Annotated in this window: 14 protein-coding genes and 2 pseudogenes; 6 read left to right on the forward strand and 10 right to left on the reverse strand. The window is 70.6% G+C overall.

The genetic code is table 11. The annotated features are described in order from the left end of the window. Nucleotides 1-3: 3 nt before the first annotated feature. Both LNW71_RS32730 and LNW71_RS32735 read right to left on the reverse strand, forming a co-directional pair. Nucleotides 4-2,979, reverse strand: coding sequence for a helix-turn-helix transcriptional regulator (locus LNW71_RS32730; protein ID WP_250971482.1), 2,976 nt, complete (start codon nucleotides 2,977-2,979; stop codon nucleotides 4-6). A gap of 127 nt (nucleotides 2,980-3,106) precedes the next feature. Beyond that, on the reverse strand, nucleotides 3,107-3,961 hold the full coding sequence (locus tag LNW71_RS32735) for an SDR family oxidoreductase (protein ID WP_250971483.1): 855 nt from the start codon (nucleotides 3,959-3,961) through the stop codon (nucleotides 3,107-3,109). A gap of 409 nt (nucleotides 3,962-4,370) precedes the next feature. Between LNW71_RS32735 and LNW71_RS32740 the strand changes: the two genes are divergently transcribed. Both LNW71_RS32740 and LNW71_RS32745 read left to right on the forward strand, forming a co-directional pair. Further along, nucleotides 4,371-4,697 carry a hypothetical protein gene (locus tag LNW71_RS32740; RefSeq protein WP_250971484.1) on the forward strand — a complete coding sequence of 109 codons (327 nt, stop codon included), beginning with the start codon at nucleotides 4,371-4,373 and terminating at the stop codon, nucleotides 4,695-4,697. Between the two features lie 366 nt (nucleotides 4,698-5,063). Further along, nucleotides 5,064-7,040, forward strand: a complete 1,977-nt coding sequence (locus LNW71_RS32745; protein WP_250971485.1) for a hypothetical protein — start codon at nucleotides 5,064-5,066, stop codon at nucleotides 7,038-7,040. A 63-nt stretch (nucleotides 7,041-7,103) separates the two neighbouring features. On the opposite strand, the gene LNW71_RS32750 is transcribed toward LNW71_RS32745, so the two are convergent. Then, the gene (locus LNW71_RS32750; protein WP_250971486.1) at nucleotides 7,104-7,748 is read right to left on the reverse strand and encodes a GAP family protein; all 645 of its coding nucleotides are present in this window, start codon (nucleotides 7,746-7,748) and stop codon (nucleotides 7,104-7,106) included. A 402-nt stretch (nucleotides 7,749-8,150) separates the two neighbouring features. Continuing rightward, the gene (locus LNW71_RS32755) at nucleotides 8,151-9,971 is read right to left on the reverse strand and encodes a glycoside hydrolase family 15 protein (RefSeq protein WP_250971487.1); all 1,821 of its coding nucleotides are present in this window, start codon (nucleotides 9,969-9,971) and stop codon (nucleotides 8,151-8,153) included. Nucleotides 9,972-10,172: 201 nt separating this feature from the next. On the opposite strand from LNW71_RS32755, the pseudogene LNW71_RS32760 reads away from it, so the two are divergent. The 4 genes and pseudogenes from LNW71_RS32760 to LNW71_RS32775 form a co-directional block, all read left to right on the forward strand. Beyond that, nucleotides 10,173-10,822: pseudogene (locus LNW71_RS32760) on the forward strand (DUF389 domain-containing protein); the annotation flags it as partial. A 165-nt stretch (nucleotides 10,823-10,987) separates the two neighbouring features. After that, the gene (locus LNW71_RS36625) at nucleotides 10,988-11,236 is read left to right on the forward strand and encodes an amphi-Trp domain-containing protein (RefSeq protein WP_250971488.1); all 249 of its coding nucleotides are present in this window, start codon (nucleotides 10,988-10,990) and stop codon (nucleotides 11,234-11,236) included. A 441-nt stretch (nucleotides 11,237-11,677) separates the two neighbouring features. Continuing rightward, complete coding sequence (locus tag LNW71_RS32770) at nucleotides 11,678-12,970, forward strand: PP2C family protein-serine/threonine phosphatase (RefSeq protein WP_250972236.1); 1,293 nt, start codon at nucleotides 11,678-11,680, stop codon at nucleotides 12,968-12,970. 40 nt (nucleotides 12,971-13,010) lie between these two features. Next, nucleotides 13,011-13,379 (forward strand): annotated as a pseudogene (locus LNW71_RS32775) (chloride channel protein); the annotation flags it as partial. Between the two features lie 58 nt (nucleotides 13,380-13,437). Here the strand turns inward: LNW71_RS32775 and LNW71_RS32780 are convergent. From LNW71_RS32780 to LNW71_RS32805, 6 genes are all read right to left on the reverse strand, one after another. Next, nucleotides 13,438-14,139: an FCD domain-containing protein gene (locus LNW71_RS32780; RefSeq protein ID WP_250971489.1), complete on the reverse strand. Its 702-nt coding sequence runs from the start codon at nucleotides 14,137-14,139 to the stop codon at nucleotides 13,438-13,440. Between the two features lie 119 nt (nucleotides 14,140-14,258). Next, a complete protein-coding gene (locus tag LNW71_RS32785) occupies nucleotides 14,259-14,888 on the reverse strand; it encodes a bifunctional 4-hydroxy-2-oxoglutarate aldolase/2-dehydro-3-deoxy-phosphogluconate aldolase (RefSeq protein ID WP_250971490.1) in 630 nt (209 codons plus the stop codon). A gap of 71 nt (nucleotides 14,889-14,959) precedes the next feature. Next, a complete protein-coding gene (locus tag LNW71_RS32790) occupies nucleotides 14,960-15,229 on the reverse strand; it encodes a PfkB family carbohydrate kinase (RefSeq protein ID WP_250971491.1) in 270 nt (89 codons plus the stop codon). Next, a complete protein-coding gene (locus tag LNW71_RS32795; RefSeq protein ID WP_250971492.1) occupies nucleotides 15,154-15,891 on the reverse strand; it encodes a sugar kinase in 738 nt (245 codons plus the stop codon). Before LNW71_RS32795 ends, LNW71_RS32790 begins: the two co-directional genes overlap by 76 nt. After that, nucleotides 15,879-16,772, reverse strand: a complete 894-nt coding sequence (locus LNW71_RS32800) for a dihydrodipicolinate synthase family protein (RefSeq protein WP_250971493.1) — start codon at nucleotides 16,770-16,772, stop codon at nucleotides 15,879-15,881. The genes LNW71_RS32795 and LNW71_RS32800 overlap by 13 nt, the downstream gene beginning before the upstream one ends. A 1-nt stretch (nucleotide 16,773) precedes the next feature. Beyond that, the gene (locus tag LNW71_RS32805) at nucleotides 16,774-18,501 is read right to left on the reverse strand and encodes an IlvD/Edd family dehydratase (protein ID WP_374119544.1); all 1,728 of its coding nucleotides are present in this window, start codon (nucleotides 18,499-18,501) and stop codon (nucleotides 16,774-16,776) included. Nucleotides 18,502-18,637: the final 136 nt, after the last annotated feature.

The raw sequence follows: 18,637 nt of genomic DNA on the forward strand, positions 1-18,637 counted from the left end.
TGCTCAGTCCGACGCGCTGCTCTCCGCCTCGATCAGGCCCTCGCGGTAGGCGATGCCCACCGCCTCGGTGCGGCTCGCGGCGCCCAGCTTGGCGAGGATGTTCGAGACGTGGACGCTCGCCGTCTTGCCGCTGATGAACAACTCCTCGCCGATCTGGCGGTTGGTGCGCCCCCGCCCGAGCAGCCGCAGCACCTCGCTCTCCCGGGCGGTCAGGGCGGCAACGCGCCCCCCGGTGGCCCGTGAGTCGGTGAGGCGGGCCCGCCGGACCAGGGCGTCGAGCGCCTCGCGCAGCGGTACGGCGCCGAGCCGCTCGGCCGTGTCCCGGGCCGCATGTGCCTGCTCGGCGGCCTCCTCGCGGCGGCCGGCGGTGAGCAGGGCCTCCGCGAGCCGCCGGCGGCACCGGGCCTCTTCGTACGGATCGCCGTAGCCGAACGCCGTCACGGCCCGCTCCCAGGCGGCGACGTCCGGGCCGGTGGCGGCGCGCATCCCCTCCGCCTCGGCGCGGGCCGCCCAGGCCAGGCCCTCGGGTCCCTGTTCGGTTCCGTCGTCGCCGTGGGCCGCCGTGCTCCGGGCAAGCTCCACCAGCTCGGCAGCGGTCCCTGCCCAGCGCCCGGCGCCCGTCGCGTCGCCGGACAGGCGGGAGCCGTCCGCCGCGTCCGCGACCGCCGACAGGGCGAGCGAGGCGAGCCGGACGACGGCGTCGGGCCGGTCGGAAACCGAGGCCTCCGAGAGTCTCTCGACCGAGGCGTGCATCTGCCGTACGCAGTCCTCGGCGTCGCCCCGCAGCGCCGCGGCGTCGGTCAGCACGATGCTCGCGACGAGGGACGCCATCCAGTCCGGGGTACCGTCGAGCAGCGCGCGGGCGCCGACGACGGCCGCGTCGTACTCTCCGCGCGCCAGGGCGACGTACAACGCGGGTGCCGTCGCGAACCCGGACGCCGCCGTGAGGATCTCGACGTCGGCGGCGGCGGCTCGTGCGCACTCGTCCCACCGGCCCAGCGTGTACAGCAGCAGCGACTGCATATAGCGCAGCTCGACGGCGTACGGCGAGGAGAGCAGACCGGCGCGGCGGGCACGGTCGAGTCCGATGTCGATCCAGGTCAGGCAGGGGTCCAGCTCACCGTATTCGTAGCAACCGATCGCGAGGTTGTACAGCGCCCGCATCTCCACCGAGAGGTTCCCGGCGCTGCGCGCCAGTTCACGGGCCGCGAGGAGCCGCTCCCGCCCCTTCGGGGTCCGACGGTCGTGCACCTCCAGGCCGATCAGCGAGATCATCAAGTCGGCCTGGGCGTCCTTCAGCCGGAGCCGCTCGGCGACGCCCAGCGCCTGCCGGGCGACGCGTTCGGCGTCCTCGTCACGGCCCACGTACCGGGCCGCCATGACGTGGGTCGCGGCGGCCCACACCCAGGTGCGCGAGGGCGGCTCGGCCGGGATCAGCGCGAGCGCCTCGCTGCTGTAGGTGAACGCCGCCTCGAGATGGTCGATCCGCATCAGGTTGCCGGCGAGGGTGTAGCGCACCCGCGCGGCGAGTTCGGAGCCCGCGTCCGAGCCGGCCCGCGCGAGCGCGGAGCGGGTGAGCTGGACAGCGCGGTGGGGCTCGCCGGCGTGCGCGGCGGCGGCCGAGGCGCGAAGGGTGAGGGTGACCGGGTCGCTGTGCTCCGGGTGGGCGGACGGGTCCACCACGGCCCACAGTTCGAGCGCGGTCTCCAGGTGGCGCAGTTCCTCGGCGGGCGCGTGCACGAGCTGGGCGTGGTCGGCCGCTTCCAGGGAGGCCACCAGCGCGTCGGGAAGGTCGTGGCTCTCGCGCGAGTGGTGGGCGCGCTCCGCGGCGCTCTTGGCCGCACGGTCCTCGCCGGCGAGGAGCGCGGCGAACCGCCCGTGCAGCCGGACCCGCTCACCGGGCAGCAGATCCGCGTAGACGGCCTCGCGGGTGAGGGCGTGCCGGAAGGAGTACGTCGCGTCTTCGCCGGGCAGCAGCAGCTGGTGCCCGACCGCCTCGCGCAACGCCGACTCCAGTTCTTCCTCCGGCAGTTGTACGGCGCCCCGCAGCAGGTTGTGCCCGACCCGGCGCCCTGCCACGGCAGCCGTGCGCAGCACCTGCTGGGCGGTCTCGGTCAGTTGCTCGATCCGGATGAGCAGGACGTCGGCGAGGCCGCTGGGCATGGCGGCCGGGACGGCGCCCTCACCGTCGGGCAGTGCGGCGAGCAGCTCCTCGGCGTAGAAGGCGTTTCCCTCGGCGCGGTCGACGATGCGGCGGACCGTGCTGTCGGAGACCGCGCCGGTGCGTTGTGAGGAGACGAGCCTGGCCATGTCCGCGTCGGCCAGCGGGCGCAGTTCCAGCCGGTCGACGGCGGGCAGCCTGACCAACTCGGCGAGCAGGGGGCGCAGCGGGTGGCGGCGGTGCAGGTCGTCCGCGCGGTAGGAGGCGAAGACCGCGAGCCGGTGGGGCGGACTGCCGGGCGTGGGCCGCTGGAGGGCGCCCCGGCTGAGCAGAAAGCGGAGCAGGTCGCGGGAGGAGTGGTCCGCCCAGTGCAGGTCTTCGATGACCAGGAGGAGCGGGGCCAGAGCCGTCAGGTCGGCGAGGAGACCTGCGATGCCCTCGAAGAGCTGGAGCCGGCTGCCGGCGTCGGGCGCGGGGCCGGCCCCCGTGGCCGCGCCGATCAGGCGGCCCACCGCGGGGTACGCGGCGAAGGCGGGGGCGAGCCGTTCGTCGGCGGCCGCCGCGCCGAGGATCTCCGTGAACGGCAGGTACGGCAGGCCGACGTCCCCGAGGTCCACGCAGTGGCCGGTCAGGACGGTCATGCCGGTGGTGGCCGCGTGCGCCGCGGCCACCGTCAGCGTGCGGGTCTTGCCGACGCCGGCGTCCCCGGCCACAAGGACGGCGCGCGGGTCGCCTGCCACTGCCCGCTCCAGCACGCCGGTGAGCCGGGCGAGTTCGTCAGCCCGGCCGACGAACGGTGTATCGAATGTCTGTGCCACTGGCCCATCCAAGCACGCCCGGCCGTTACCGCACGTCAGCCGCTGTTCTCCCGCGCCCGCCTCCGTCCGGTCGGCCCCGAGCTCTCGACCCGGGTCCGCGACCTGAGTCCAGCCCACCCGGCCGGGGTCACGCAGCGGCGGCGTCCTGGGCGGCCGTGGGCGGGCCCTGGGCGAGGACCCTGGCCTCGGCGAACTCCTGGCGAGAGGCCTGCTCTGCCAGTTCCAGATAGCCGTACGCGTCATCGCCGACCGGGATCCGCAGGGGCGTGGGGCCGTCGGCGGCGACGATGTCGAGGACACGCGCGGCGAAGTCCTCGGGCCGGCCGGTCTCGGGATTGTCCACGAGACCACGGGTACCTTCGAGCATCTCCCGGTTGGTCCCGTCGTAGGCGGCGATCCGGTGGCCTGCTTCGGCCATGGACGTGCCGTAGCGGGTGGCGAACATACCCGGTTCGAGCACGGTGACGCGGATGTTGTGCGGAGCGGCCTCGACGGCCAGAGCCTGGCTCATGCCTTCGAGGGCGTGTTTCCCGGCGGTGTAGGCGGCCAGGCCCGGGAAGGCGATCCGGCCCACCACGGAGGAGACGTTGACGATGTGTCCGTGCCCCTGTGCCCGCATGAGCGGCAGGACGAGGCGGGTGAGCCGCCAGGGGCCCACGACCAGGGTCTCCAGTTGGTCCCGCAGTTCGGCGTCGGAGACTTCCTCGACCGCGCCGAACAGTCCGACGGCGGCATTGTTGACCAGGATGTCGATGCCGCCGAGCCTGTCGGCCGCAGCGCGGACGGCCTCCTCGCAGGAGGCGCCGTCACGCAGTTCGAGCGGGACCGGCGTGATGCGGCCCGGCCACGCGGCGGCGAGCCCCGCCAGGTCGGCGGTCCTGCGGGCAGTCACCACCAGTTCGTCCCCGGCCTGCGCGGCAGCGGCGGCGAGTGCGTTTCCAAGGCCGGAAGAGCACCCTGTGACCAGCCAGCGTCGTCCCATCGTTCCCCCATGGTGACCGATTTCTACGGATGATCGTGGTCCTGACGGTCACTGTCGCGTCGTCGTCGGAGTGATCAGGTGGTGAGCCGTCGTGCGGTCGTCACGGGTCGTCCACGACGGTGGCGCAGCCGCGAAACCCTCCGGGCCTGCGACGGTGGCACAGCCGCGAGGTCTTCTGGACCTGCACGGCCACGGCTCTTCAGCAGGTGACGGCAGTTCATGGTCGTGCGGCTACGGGCTCGCAGTCACCCCTTGTGTGAGGGCGCGCAGAGGCGCACCGGCGCACTGCCGGGCGCGCGGGTTCCGGCGAACCGGGAGACCTCGACGTGACGGCGACCCGATCCCACGCTGGGCCGCCACGCGGCCCGAATTCCTCACCTGGCTGGGGAATGCGGACACGATGTTCCGGATGACCTGGGCGATCGACTATCCCTCCGTCGACAACTTCCTCTATCCGCTGTTCCACTCGGCGTCGATCGGTGACGACAACTTCACCCGCTACAACAGCCCGGCCGTGGACGGTCTCATAGACAAGGCCCGTGCCACCGCCGACGACGACGAGCGCCGCGCTCTCTACGGCGAGGCGGAGGCCGTCACCTGCAGGGATCTTCCGCTCCTTCCGCTCTGGTTCGGTGTCCAGTACCACCTCGTGAATCTCGAGAAGTTCCAGATCGACGGAGCCGTGGTCGACATGTTCGGGGAACCCGTGCTGCGCATGTTCCGGCCGCGATCCTGAGATTCGGATTCAGGATCATCCACTGCACCTGCCGAACGGAGAAATCGTGTCTGAATCAATCGGCTCGGACAACGCATCGGACGACCGTGCCAGCCGCCTCGAAACCTACGAGTTGTGGCCCCGGCCCCTGCCCCCGTTCGCGGCAGGATCGAGCGTGGGTGGATGACAGGAATGCGACTGGCCCAGCGATACGGACCCGCTCGCACAGGGCCTCTGAGCGCGGCGGCCTCGCGATGAGTTGCCGGGCACAGTTCGCGGACCATGCGGTCGCCGGTATGCGCTCCCCCGACGGAGCACCGGCTCAGCAAGTGAAGCGCGTGCCCGGCACCGGCGAGAGGCAGGCACGCGATCCGGCAGGATGGCGGCATGCCCCACACCCCGATACGGCCCGCACAGCCCTTCGACGAGAAGTGGATCGCCCAGGCCCTCAACGGTTTCATCGAAGGTTCCGGATACTGGGGGCCGGGCACGCTCGCCGTGTTCACTCAGGTCGGCGGCTACTTGACCGGGAACGGCGAGGAGGCGCCCGCGCAGTACCCGGGCTGGAACTGGTACCGGTTCATCGGCCGGTGCGGCGCCGTGGCCCTGCGGGCGAGCTCCTTCCACGTGCAGGACCATCTGCGCGCGGTCCAGCTGGCGATGCTGGATGTATGGGCAGATACCCCCTTCGCCGACCCGGAGGTTCGCGTCCGGATGCGTACGGGCGTCCTCGAACTCGCCGACAGGGAAACGCGTGCCACTCGGACCCACGATGGCGCGGTGGTCGCTCTGCACGGGCTCGGCGCCGGCCGTGACGGGCAGCGCTTCGTCGAGTTGCGCACCGGCTCCGCCCAGCCGCCGGCACCGGGTCGGATCACGGCCACCGAGCCGGTACTCGCGGCCGGTTGGGACACACCTGACCGACTGCGCCGCCTCGTGCACCTCGTACGGCAGAAGGGCCCCGCGCCCTGGGACCGCGCGGCGGCCGCGGTGCTTGCCGAGCGGACCGGGCTGAGTCGGGCCGGTGCCGCGCTGCTCCTCGCCGGAATACCCGATGTGAAGTACGGGTACCGGGGACTCGATGCCGAGGCGCGCAAGGTGATGGGACTCACGCAGTCCGAATCCGGGGCCGGTGAGCGGGAGTTGCTGACCCTGCGGGTGGCCGAGCGCCTCGACCTGCTGGCCGACGTACTGCCCGCGGACCCCGGGCAGCTGTGGCTGGAGGGCGGGCAGCTGGCGCTCGCCGAGCGGATCGCCGAGGCCTGGCGCAGGGAACAGGGCGTACGCCCCGCCGTGCCGGAGTCGACGCTCGCCGTCGCCGCCGAACACAGCGATATACGGATGGCCCCGGCAGCCGTGTGCGCCGTGTTGGCCGATCCCGCGCGCGAGCCATGGCTGACCCGCGACCCGGACACCCGGCTGCGGGTGAATCGCATCAGCGGCGGCGGCTGGGAGGGCGACGAGGGTTTCCGTTTCAGAGAGCTGCTCGCCGTGGTCTGCGACGCCGTCGACTGGGTGTATGCCGAGCTTCCCGAAGGAGATCCCGTACGCCGGGGCGTCCCTGAGACCGTACGGCTGCTGCGGGAACGCCTGGCCCACCCGGGGCTGCTGCTCTCCGCCCGCGGACGCAGCCTGCGCGGCCGCACCGTGGCGGAACTGCTGCCGGGCTTCCCCGGCGCCCTGCCATACTTGGACGCCGCCGAGCCGCTTGCCCATCCCACGCTCGACGACGGCCTGGTCGTCGTGTCCGAGGCAGGGTTCGACCGGCGCGGTGAGCGCGAGGCGCCCGGCGTGTACTTCCGGCCCGGCCGCTATGGGGGCGACGAGCGCTCGCGGCGCCTGGAGGCTGTGGTCGACGTGGAGGACTCGCATCTGGCGCTGGTCCGCCGGCTGCGCGGTCCCGAGTTCGAGCGGATCGTGCAGCGCATAGCCGAGAGGTCGCTGCCGCCGGGCGGCTACGAGACCGATCCGCGGCTGTCGGCACCAAAGGTGGTCGAGGAGGCGGCCGCCACCACCGGTCTGGAGCCGGACGCCGCCACTTTGTATCTGCAGCTGCTCGCTCTGCCCGTGCCCACCGACCGCCGTATCCGCCGCTTCAACCGGTGGACGCCCAAGCACCACAAGGCCGTTGTGGCCGAACTCGTCGAGGTCGGTCTGGCGGTCGCCGACCGCAGGGCCCGGGCTGGGCGGGGGGTGTTCCTGCCCGGCGACTGGGCGGGCGGGGACAAGTTCTACCCTCCGATGGAGGCCTGGAAGGCCGAGCTGCTCGGGGTCCGGGTCATCGGGCGCAAGGTCTGCTCACGGCCCGTCGCCGGCCCCCTGCCCGAACTCTTCGCCCGGGCCTGGCGGACGCGTCCCCACTGAGCGTGGTGGCACGTTCCGCAGGTTGCGCCAGAACGCCGAGCATTTGGGCTTCCGGCAACCGCCCTACCCTACGAGTTGATAGATGCTCTTTCCCATCAGCCATAGGCCGAGCGCCAGTGAGAGGGAAACGATCGTCTGGTCTTGGTGACCGTCGATCCACGCGCGCAGTTTGGCGAGGGAACTCTGAGCGGCGACCGGCCGGAACGTTGCATAGATCTCCAGCACCAGCAGGCTCGACGTCGCGAGCAGGCAGTACCCCATCAGCGCGAGGTACGACGCCAGGGACGACACGTGCGCCTGCACCACGGTCGCAGCGCCCGCGGCGACCGCGCCCCAGGGCTGGAGGAGGACTCCGAGCCCGGCAGCCGTCCACAAGGAGAGACGATCCAGCCGTGCCATCCACTTCGGGGACTGATGTGGTCGGCTCCCTCGACGCCGCTTGCGCTCCCCGTAGAACACCATGCCCAAGCCGAGGGCCAGCTTGACCGCGAGTGCGGCGGTGGAGGGCGCGCTGCTGTGGATGGGCGGTCTGCCCCCGGTGAGCAGGACGACGGCTGCGATCAGCGCGACCAGACAGGCCAGCCAGGCCAGAACGAAGGCCAGTCCCTTCCGTACTCCTTTCGGCGAGGACAGGAGCAGGATGAAAGCCGTGTTGTGCAGTGGCCCCAGCGTGATGCCCACGCCGATAAGAATGAGGTCGAGTACCACGCGTGCCCTCCGATCGGGAGCCCACCCGATGCGCGTACCGGAGCGCCGGGCGCGGGCATACCCGGGGGTCGCGCAGACGTAAGGGGTCCAGGGGCTCATGGAGCTCCCCCCCCTGGACCCCAACTGTGTCGCACAACGGGAGCCACCTTGATGACGCCCACCAGGCAAAGGCGGCTGCCGGTCTCAATGGGTGCGGCCATCGTCACCGTCCGGCCCAGACGGACCTCGCCCCGCCGCCGCGACGATGCGCTCCGGCGTCATGGCGGCCGGGAGGCCCCGGGAGTTGCCCGCTGCCAGCTGCGCGACTCGCTGGTACAACAGCGTGAAGTCAGCTTTGTTCTGACGCTCTTGACGTTGCTGCCGGTGCTGTGCGGACATGGACATCGCTCCTGGGTGAGGCTGTCAGTCGCGCTGTCGGTCGAGGGCCTCGTCCAACGTGCTCGCCGCCATGATCAGAGACAGGTGGGTGAACGCTTGGGGGAAGTTGCCGAGTTGCTCACCGCTGGGGCCGACCTCCTCGGCGAACAGGCCGACGTGGTTGGCGTAGGTCTGCATCTTCTCGAAGGTGTAGCGAGCAGGCCGCAGTCGACCGGCCCGGGCGAGTGCGTCGACGTACAGGAAGGTGCAGAGGCTGAAGGTGCCCTCGGAGCCGCGCAGGCCGTCGGGCGAGGCAGCTGGGTCGTACCGGTACACGAGGCTGTCGGACACCAGGGTGCGGTCCATCGCGTCCAAGGTGGACAGCCAGGACGGATCCCGCGGGGCGACGAATCCGACCCGGGGCATCAGCAGGAGCGAGGCGTCCAGGACCGCGTCTCCGCCGTAGTGCTGGACGTACGCCTTGGCCTCGTCGTTCCAGCCGCGTTCCATGACCTGCAGCAGGATGGCGTCGCGTGCCTTCGTCCAGCGCTCGGTGTCGGCCGGCCGCCTGAAGTCGGCGGCCAGCCGCAGGCCGCGGTCGAAGGCGGCCCAGCACATGACCCGGCTGTAGGTGAAGTCCTGGCGACCACCGCGGGTCTCCCAGATGCCCTCGTCGGGCCGGTCCCAGGTGTCGGCCAGCCAGTCCAGCGTCCTGGAGAGTACCTTCCAGCCCTGGTAGCCGGCCTGGCTCGCGACTTCGTGGCCCTCGGACAGGGCATAGAGGGCTTCGCCGTAGATGTCGAGCTGCAGCTGGTCCGACGCGGCGTTGCCGAGGCGGACAGGCGCGGAGCCGCGGTAGCCCTCCAGGTGGCTGAGGATCTCTTCAGTTACGAGGGGTTGTCCATCGACCCGGTACATGATCTGCAGGGGCTCGCCGTCCTTGCCCGCCGACTCACGGAGCCGGTCTCCCAGCCAGTGGGTGAAGTCGGTCGCCTCCTCGACGAAGCCGAGGTCGAGCAGGGCGCGCACGGAGAGGGAGCCGTCGCGGACCCACGTATAGCGGTAGTCCCAGTTGCGCTCGCCGCCGACCTGCTCCGGCAGACCCATGGTGGCCGCGGCCACGGGTGCGCCTGTTGGCCGGTAGGTGAGCAGTTTGAGAGTGATCGCGGACCGGTTGACCATGTCCGGCCACCGTCCGCGGTAGTTGGAGCCGTGCACCCACTTCTGCCAGAAGTCGGCGGCATCCCAGAGTTCTTGGGTGATCGCGTCGACGGTGAGAGGGGGAGGCAGCTCTCCGTCAGCGTCGCAGACGGTCAGGACCACGGCTGCGGTCTCGCCGACCTCCAGTGTCACGGAGCCCCGAAGATCATCGCCGTCTCGCTCCAGGGGGAACGTGGCCTGCACGTATGCACAGATACCCGGCGCCCGAAGAACAGCGGCCTCGGGACGCAGGTCGAGGTCGTGGGTGGCTCTGCCGTAGTCGAACCGTGGACGGCACTCCATGTCGAAGCGCACGGTGCCGCGCACCGTGCGCACCACGCGCACCAGAGAGTGGCGGTCGGTCGGGACGCGGCTGGTGTTCGGCGGCATCCAGTCGATCACCTCGCCGACGCCGTCGGGGGACATGAAGCGCGTGACGAGGAGGGCCGTGTCCGGGTAGTACAGCTGTTTGCAACTGGCCTCGGGGTCTGTCGAGGCGATCCGGAAATAGCCGCCGCGGTCGTGGTCGAGCAGCGCGGCGAAGATGCTGGGGGAGTCGAAGCGGGGTGCGGCGAACCAGTCGACGACGCCGCGCGACGTCACCAGGGCGGCTGTCTGGAGGTCGCCTATGAGACCGTGCTCTGCGATGGGCGGGTAGCGGTCCATGAGTATCCCCAGGTCAGAGTGCTCTTACGGTTCACTATCCGCCAGAAATACGGGATGTGCCTGTTGTGGCAGATCGACCGCCGCCCCTGACTCCCCTCGAGTCCTCGAACGCCGCGAGGCGTTGCCGCGGCGGCCTGTGCGCGTGCGGAATCCTGCGCAGGGACGGCAAAAGCGCCGGAGGCACTGAAAGCTGGCGGAGGTAAACCGGACGGCGACGGGATTGTCTGCGACGTGGCGACCGGAGCCGCCAACGACGTCCTGCTCGCCCTGCGCGCCTTGCATTGGGACGACCGCGGCACCGTTGTCATCGAGCCGGTGGACATGGCTTTCGTCGGCGGCAGCGTCAAGGCGGCACGCGAGCTCGGGGCTCGTACCCACGCGCCGGTCTGGGAGCAGGTGGAGGCACGGATCCGGGCCGAGGGGACCTACGCGCCGAGCTTCTATCTCTACCTGGTCATCGCAGGGCTCATCGGTGCGGTCGGGATCGTCACCAACTCGCAGATCCTGATCGTCGCAGCCATGGTGGTCGGTCCCGAGTACGGGGCGATCGTCAGTGTCGCGCTGGGCATCGATCGGCACAACGGACCACGCATCCGTCAGGGGTCGTCTCGCTCACCGAGGCGAAGACGAGCGCGCTGCTCGGTGTGTTCATCTCTGTCACGACCATTCCGGCGGCAGCCGACATCGCGGTCTCTGGCGCCTTCGGCAGTGGCAGCGAGGCTTGGGGCTCCTTCGTGCAGCTGATGGTCAACATTGTCGTGCTGATCGTCGTCGGGACAGCCACGTTCCGCTGCCAGCGGGAGGTCTGGCGTCGGGTCGCTCTGCGCCGCGAACGCACCCGCCGACCGTGACGGCCGCGGCTGCGCCGGCATCCTGCCGATAGTCGTGGCCGGCCCGGCTTTGCCGCGGCCTCGGAGGGGGGCGGAAGGCTTGCGCGGGGTGAGTGTGCCCTCCGTGGCATACGGCATCACAATGGACGGGTACGAGGTTTTTTCCACCGGATCGGAGAGACATCCGTGAAGGATCTCGAATTCGAGCACAAACGGTCGCTGTCCCGCCTCGAAGCCGCCGACCAGCTCGCGGCACTGGCAGAGGCACTGCGCCATGGCGGCCGCGTCGAACTCCAGCTCGGCCCCGGCAAATTGAGCGTGTGCATTCCCGACCAGCTGATAAGCGAAGTCGAGGTGGAGGTGGGAGACGATCAGATCGAGCTGGAGATCGAACTCAAATGGTCCACAACACAGTCTGACGGAGCGAAGGGGTAAGAGGCGGCGCCATACCGGCTCTACCCGGCGAGTGAGGGTACGGGTTCTGCCGTGCGCACTCCGTCGCCTTCGCCGCCCCCGTCCGCCGCCTGCTTCGAGGCCCACCGCCTCGAACACGACCCCGGCGTGTGCCCGGCACGCGTGATCGTGTCGTTTGCCCGCAGCCACCACGTCCCGATCCTGCCCGTCTGCACCAACCACGTCCGCCCCGCCTGAGCCGGGGAGAAGAATCCGGCCGGGTGGGATGTCGCTGCCTTCGGCGGTGGGAGGGGAGGTGCAGAAGGTCAGGCCATGCCCTTACCCACCGTGCTCGGCTACAGGTTGCTGCTGCTGGTGGCAGTGCCAAGCTGGGATAAGGGGCGGGCGGAAGGGACTGCTGCTGTGAGCGGTGGAGAGCGTGGACTTCCCTGGCTGCTGACGGCGGCGGAAACTGCGGCACCCATCGACGCTGTCGACGTGGTCGCGGAGGACCTGCGGCGGCGGTTCGAGGCGACGGGGGTCTCCTTCCTCATCGTGGACCTGACAGGGAGGGCGGTGGCGCGGCTGTCCACCGCCGGAGCGTTGGAGGGCGGGCGGGAGGCGGAGCGGATCCCGATGTTCGGCAGCGTCTACGAGCAGGTGATCCGTACGCAGCGGCTGTATCAGGAGGCGACGGGCCGAGGCCAGCGGGTGATCGTGCCGGTCACCAACCGGGGGGATGCCATCGGGCTGCTGGAGCTGCTCCTGCCCGCCGCGCCCGGTGAGGACGTTCTGAAGGCGGTCGGTGAGGCCGCCCATGTTCTGGCGTATGTCGTGATCGCCAATGGGCGCTTCACCGATTTCTACACCTGGGGCAAACGCTCCAGGCCGCCCACCCTGGCAGCGGAGATCCAGTACCAGTTGCTGCCCCCGTCCCTGTCGTGCGAGGCCGCACAGTTCACCTTGTGCGGCAATCTGGAGCCGTCCGAGAACCTGAGTGGTGACACCTTCGACTACACGCTGGACCGGGACACCCTGCACGTCTCGGTGACCGACCCGATGGGCCACGACCTCCGCGCCGCTCTGGCCGCCACGGTCCTGGTGGGCGCCCTGCGCGGGGCCCGTCGCGCGGGAGCGGGCCTGGCCGAGCAGGCGCGCCTCGCCGACGAGGCCCTGGCCGCCCACGGCCACGGTCACGCCACGGGGCAACTGCTGCGCATCGACCTACGCACCGGTTGGGCCCGTCTGGTGAACGCGGGTCACCCCTGGCCGCTGCGCGTGCGCGCGGGGGTTGCGGAGGAGATGCCCTTCGAAGTGGACGTGCCCTTCGGAATCGGGCTGTCCGGTGATGAGCCCTACCCCTACCGCGTTCAGGATGTCGATCTGCGGCCAGGTGACCGTCTGATGATGCTGACGGACGGCATGTTCGAACATCTCGGCGCGGAGGTCGATCTGCTCGCCCTGCTGGAGGACACCCGCGACCTGCACCCACGGGAGGCCGTTCTGATACTGACGTCCGCGGTCCGTGAGTCGGCCGGTGGCCGGCTCGAGGACGACGCCACCGTGATGTGCCTGGACTGGCACGGCCCTCAGGAGACCCAGCGGCATGTCAGCTCCGGAGCGGACGTCCAGCAGGCCTCCGTAGAACGTCCGAGGCGGACCGCTGGCCGCCTGCACGCATCGGCGAGCGGGGAAGGCGGACGAGCCGATTCCGGTCCTGCCTTGCGAGCGGCGCGGACTGTCGATCGTCTCAGACGCCGGCTCGCAGCTCCCTGACGCGGGCCCGTGAGTGACCGCGCCCCGGAGTCATCGAAGTGGCTTCGACGAGACACCCTCGTGGTGGCCGATCCCGCTGTTCGCCGTAGCCGGACTGGTGGTGGCCCTGAGCATCCGCCACCTGCCGGGGGAGGGGGACACAAGCCGGCCGAGGGACTGGTGGCCAAGGGAGCGCCGCGGCCGCGGAACTTCCCGGGATCGCACTCGCGGCGGTGGCCTCCCTGGGCGAGGCAGGGAGCCTCGCCGCCGTCAGCACGCTGCTCGGCTCCCCCCTGCCCGGAGCGTTCCTCCTGATGCAGGCCGCCGGTATCGGGGGCGCGATGATGGGGATCGTCCTGGTGCCCGGACTGCTCGCCGCGGGGGTGGCCGCGTTGATTTCACCGGTCTGGGGTCCTGGACAGGTCTGGGACCCATGGCGAATCGTCTGGCCTGCGGTCAGACCTCAGATGCTGCGGCAGAGTCTGTTCTCAGAGCGGGGCGCCCAGGTCCTCGCCGGTCTCACTGAGGTGCGCCGCCATAGCTGCGACGGCCTCCTGCGGATCCCCCGCCGCGATGGCGTCCAGGATTCCGCGATGGGCGGTGATGGTCGCCTGCTGGCTGTCGCCGCGACGGGAGCGCCCCTCGTAACTCGCCAGCCGGTGCGCAGCGAGGACGTCCGAGAGCGACTCCAGCACCAGTTCCAGAATTCCGTTGTCCGCCATCCTGGCGATCTCGTGATGGAACGCGAGGTCGAGCGCCACGAACCGTTCACGGTCGGCGGTGGCTTGCGCCATGTCGTCCAACAGGGCGGCCGCGGCGTCCGTAGTGGCCTCGCCCATGCTCACCCGCACCGCGGCACGCGAGGCCAATGCCCCCTCGATCGCACCGCGGGCGTCCAGCACGTCGTCGAAGACCAGCGACTGCTGGCGCAGCCGGAACCCCAGGATCTGGCCGAAGACTCGAGCCGTCGGAACATTGACCCGGGCCGGCCGTCCCTGGCTGGAGACCAGGATCTCCCGAGCGGCCAGCGCCCGGATCGCCTCGCGCACCGCAAGCCGGTTGACCCCGAACCGGGCGGCGAGCTCGCCCTCCGGGGGTACGTCGTCGCCCGGCTTGAGTCCCCTCTCCTCGATCAGGGTGATGATCTCGCTCGCGACCTGATCGAACAGCGTGGTGCGGCGCACTGCCACGTCGGGACTCCTTCAAGGTAACTGCTAGGCACTCCAGCCTATCGCCGGGTGCATGGCCCGTTTCGGCTCGGTGTCCTCGCGCGCGGTCCTGGCTGATGTGAACGTAGGGAGGCGGCCGGTCAGCCGACCCTCTCGGACGGCAGGCGCGCATCGGCGACGGATTCCAGCAGGTCGCACACGGTTTCGGCACCGCCCGAAGCGAGGGCGCCACCCATGCCGACCGCGATCGCTCCGGCCGCGACCCACTCCGGCGCCGAGGCGGCGTCCACACCACCGGTGGGTACGATCGGGGCCTGCGGGAGCGCCTGGAGCAGATCGCGCAGCACACCTGGGGTGAACGCACGGGCCGGGAACAGTTTCACCGCGTCCGCCCCCGCCTCGAGGGCCGTCACGATCTCGGTGGCGCTCGCCACACCGGGAAGGACGGCGAGCCCGTAGCGGTGCCCGCAGGCGAGTACTGCGGGATGCAGCGAGGGGCACACCAGGAAGCGCGCACCGGCAAGCGCCGCCAGCCGGGCGGACGCCTCGTCCAGTACGGTGCCCGCTCCGATCACCGCATCTGGCCTGGCCGCCACCACCTGGGTGATCGCTGTCAGCGCACCGGGAGTGGTGAGTGAGATCTCGACGACATCGAGTCCGTTGTCCACCACCTGCAGTGCGGCCTTCTCCGCCGCCTGGGCGTTGCTGGCCCGTACGATGCCCATGACACCGCGCCGCGCCAACCGCTCCATCACTTGCCAGCGGTACATGTCCGCATCTCCTGTCGTTCCTTGGTGCCGTGACACCGGTGCCCCTGGTGATCGGCGCTCACGCGTCGCGCTCAACGGTCCGCATCGCCGAGCCCTGAGAGCTCGGCAAGGCGTGGCAGGCCCGGCAGGTCGCCGGGCGAGGCCACCACCATGGCGGCCACCCGGGCCGCCAGGCCCAGCGATTGCGGGACATCCAGCCCGCGCAGTCGGCCGGACAGGAACCCGGCGTCGAAGGCGTCCCCTGCGCCGACCGGGTCCACCGCGGTCACGGGCCACACGGGGATCTCCCAGTGCGATGTGCCGTCGGTGGCCGTCGCACCGAGGGCCCCGCGCTTGACCACGACCAGTTCCGCCCCTGCTCCAGGAACCAGTCGACCGCTGCCTCTTTGGTGCGCCCGCTGACGAGTTCGGCCTCGTCCTCACCGGTCAGCACCAGGTCGGCGGAGCCGGCCAAGGGCCGCAGCAGTTCGCACCAGCGCTCCGGACCGGCCAGCTTGAGCCGGATGTTGGGGTCGAAACTGACGGTCACTCCGGCAGCACGGGCGGCGTCCACCGCCCGGTGGGTTGCTTCGCGGGCCGAGTCGGACAGCGCGGGGGTGATGCCGGTGATGTGCAACAGCCGGGCGCCGGCCAGCCACGGGGTGTCCACGTCCGTGGGGTCCAGCCCGCTGCCGGCCGAGCCGGCCCGGTAGTACGCCACCGAGATGCGCCGGCTGCTGAGGCAGTCGCGTACGAGAAGTCCCGTCGGGGCCTTCGGATCCAGGGTGGCGCGTGAGACGTCCACGCCCTCGCCGCGCAGCGTGCGCAGAACGACATCGCCGAAGGCGTCGTCGCCGGTCCGGCCGAACCAGGCGGCCTCGTGGCCCAGTCGCGCGAGCCCCACCGCTACGTTGGCCTCCGCGCCCGCCACGCTCCGGGTGAACCCGGTCGCCTCGGCCAACGGCACGCCGGGGGGACCGTGGAGGACAACCATCGCTTCGCCGAAGGTGATTACTTCGGGCACGGCAGGTGCTCCTCGAACTCGGTCATGAAACGGTCCACCATGGCGCGCTCCTCGGCATCCAGCGTCCAGCCCGGTGCCCGGCAGTAGTCGGAGGCGAACCAGCCCCTGCGTACCGAGATCGCCTTCTCGGCGGCAATGATCAGCTCGACGTGCTGCATCCAGTACGAGAGGTAGGGGAGCAGCACCCCGTGCAGGGCGAGCGCGGACGGCTGGTCACCGGACGTCCATCGGCGCCAGACCTCCTGGTAGATCTCGGTGAACGAGCAACCGGGCTGTACACCGACCGCTCCGCGGCGTAGTGCGTCGGGCAGTTGGAGACCCGCGTAGCCGACCAGGGATGGGAGCTTCAGGGCGCTGATCAGCCGACCCGGCGGGGCGGACTCCACCTTGACGTGGCCGAGATTGGGATGTGCGGCGGCGAGCGTGTCGATCGCGGCGGCGTCCAGGCTGGTGCCGGTCTGGGCGGGGGCGTATTGCAGGACGACCGGGAGCGGCGCGACGGCGTCCAGGACGGCGGCCAGGTGTGCGAGAACGGCGTCCCGGGACGGGCCGAGCAGATAGGGCGGCAGCAGGTTGATCGCGCCCGCACCGCGTTCGGCCGCGCGACGTGCGGCCGCGACGGCGACGAGAGTGGCGTGGTCCGCTACCGAGACGATCGTGGTGAAGCCGGGCACACCGATGGTCGCGCCGAGTAGCCGGTCGGTGAGCTGATCTCGTTCGGCGGTGGTGAGTTTGTGGAACTCAGATGCGTACCCGGGGAACATCACCGAGGTGACACCGGTGCCGAGCACCGCGTCCACCACCCGGTCGAAGCCGGGCAGATCGAGCGATCCGTCGTCGTGGTAGGGGACTTCCAGGACCGGGATGACTCCGCTGATCATGTCAGAACGCCTTCCTGGGCACGGCGTCACCGCTGGAACCGGTCAGGAAGTCCAGGTCCACGCCCTGGTCCGCCTGGAGGACATGGTCGATGTGCAGTTTGGTCCAGCCACGTTCGGCGGCGGGTGCCGGGTGGGTCCAGGCAGCCCGTCGAGCCTCCAGTTCCTGCGGATCGACCAGCAGGTCGAGACGGCGCGCGGGTACGTCGAAGAGGATCCGGTCGCCGGTGCGTACCAGCGCGAGCGGGCCTCCGACGGCGGCCTCGGGGGCCACGTGCAGCACGCAGGCACCGTAAGCGGTGCCGCTCATCCGGGCGTCGCTGATCCGAACGAGGTCGGAGACACCGGCTTCGAGGAGCTTGCGGGGGAGCGGCAGGTTGCCCGACTCCGGCATCCCGGGATAACCGCGCGGCCCCATGCCACGGACCACCAGCACGGTGTCGGCGGTGACGTCGAGTTCGGGGTCGTCGATGACGGCCGTGTACTCCTCCAGGGAGTCGAATACCAACGCGGGGCCTTCGTGGACCAGCAGGTTGGGCGAGGCCGCGGACTGCTTCACCACCGCTCCGCCGGGAGCCAGGGTGCCGCGCAGTACCGCGATGCCGCTGCCGGCCTTCTGCACGGGGTCGGTGAGCGGACGGATGACCGCGTCGTCGTGCACCTCGGCGCCGGCGCATTCCTCGACAAGAGGCTTGCCGGAGACGGTGATCGGGGACGAGTGCAGCATTCCGGTGATACGGGTGACGAGGGCGGGTACACCGCCCGCGTAGGCGAACTCCTCCATCAGGAATCGTCCGCTGGGCATCAGGTCGACCAGGAGTGGCACATCCCGGGCCAGCAGGTCGAATTCGTCGAGGCCGAGCGGAACGCCGACCCGGCCCGCGATCGCGAGCAGGTGCAGCACGGCGTTGGTGGAGCCGCCGATCGCGGCGTTGACCACGACGGCGTTCTCGAAGGCCTCGCGGGTCATGATCTGCGAAGGGCGCAGCCCTGCCCGGGCCATCTCGACGGCGCGTGCCCCGGTCTCCTCGGCTAGCACGGTGCGACGTGCGTCGACGGCCGGCAGCGCGGCGCCGCCGGGCAGCATCATGCCGAGCGCTTCCGCGAGGCAGGCCATGGTGGAGGCGGTGCCCATGGTCATGCAGTGCCCGGCCGAGCGGTTCAGGCAGGACTCGAACTCGGTGAACTCCTCCTCCTCGATGCGTCCGGCCCGCAGTTCCTCGGTCATCCGCCAGATGTCGGTGCCCGAGCCGACGGCCTTGCCGCGGAAACGTCCGTTGAGCATGGGACCGCCGGTCAGAACGATCGACGGCAAGTCGGCGCTGGCAGCGCCCATCAGGGCCGCCGGCGTGGTCTTGTCGCAACCGGTCAGCAGGACGCAGGCGTCGAGCGGGTTGGCCCGCAACGCCTCCTCGACGTCGATGGCCATCAGATTGCGGTACATCATCGAGGACGGCCGCAAGAAGGGCTCTCCCGGGGAGAACACGGGAAATTCCAGCGGTACGCCACCCGCCCGGAGGATGCCTCGCCGGACCGCGTCAGCCACCCCGGTCAAATGCCGGTTGCACGGTGTGAGATCGGAGGCGGACTGGCAGATGCCGACGACGGGGCGTCCGTCGAAGGCCCACGAGCCGAGTCCGGTGGCTCGCAGGTGGTGTCGGGCGATGAAGCCGTTCTTGATGTCGCCGCCGAACCACTCACGGCTGCGCAGGTTCTCTTCGGTGTCCACGATCAGCAACTTAGCAGCTAGGCAGATAGCTGACCAGCGCCTACGGTGCGTCCAGGTCGTTGCTGTGGACGTTGGCAGTCGGGCGGGCGGAGAAATCCATACGGTCGGACCGCTGGCAACATAACTGCTTAACTGCTAA

The sequence above is a fragment of the Streptomyces sp. RKAG290 genome (assembly GCF_023701695.1).
Classification (GTDB): domain Bacteria; phylum Actinomycetota; class Actinomycetes; order Streptomycetales; family Streptomycetaceae; genus Streptomyces.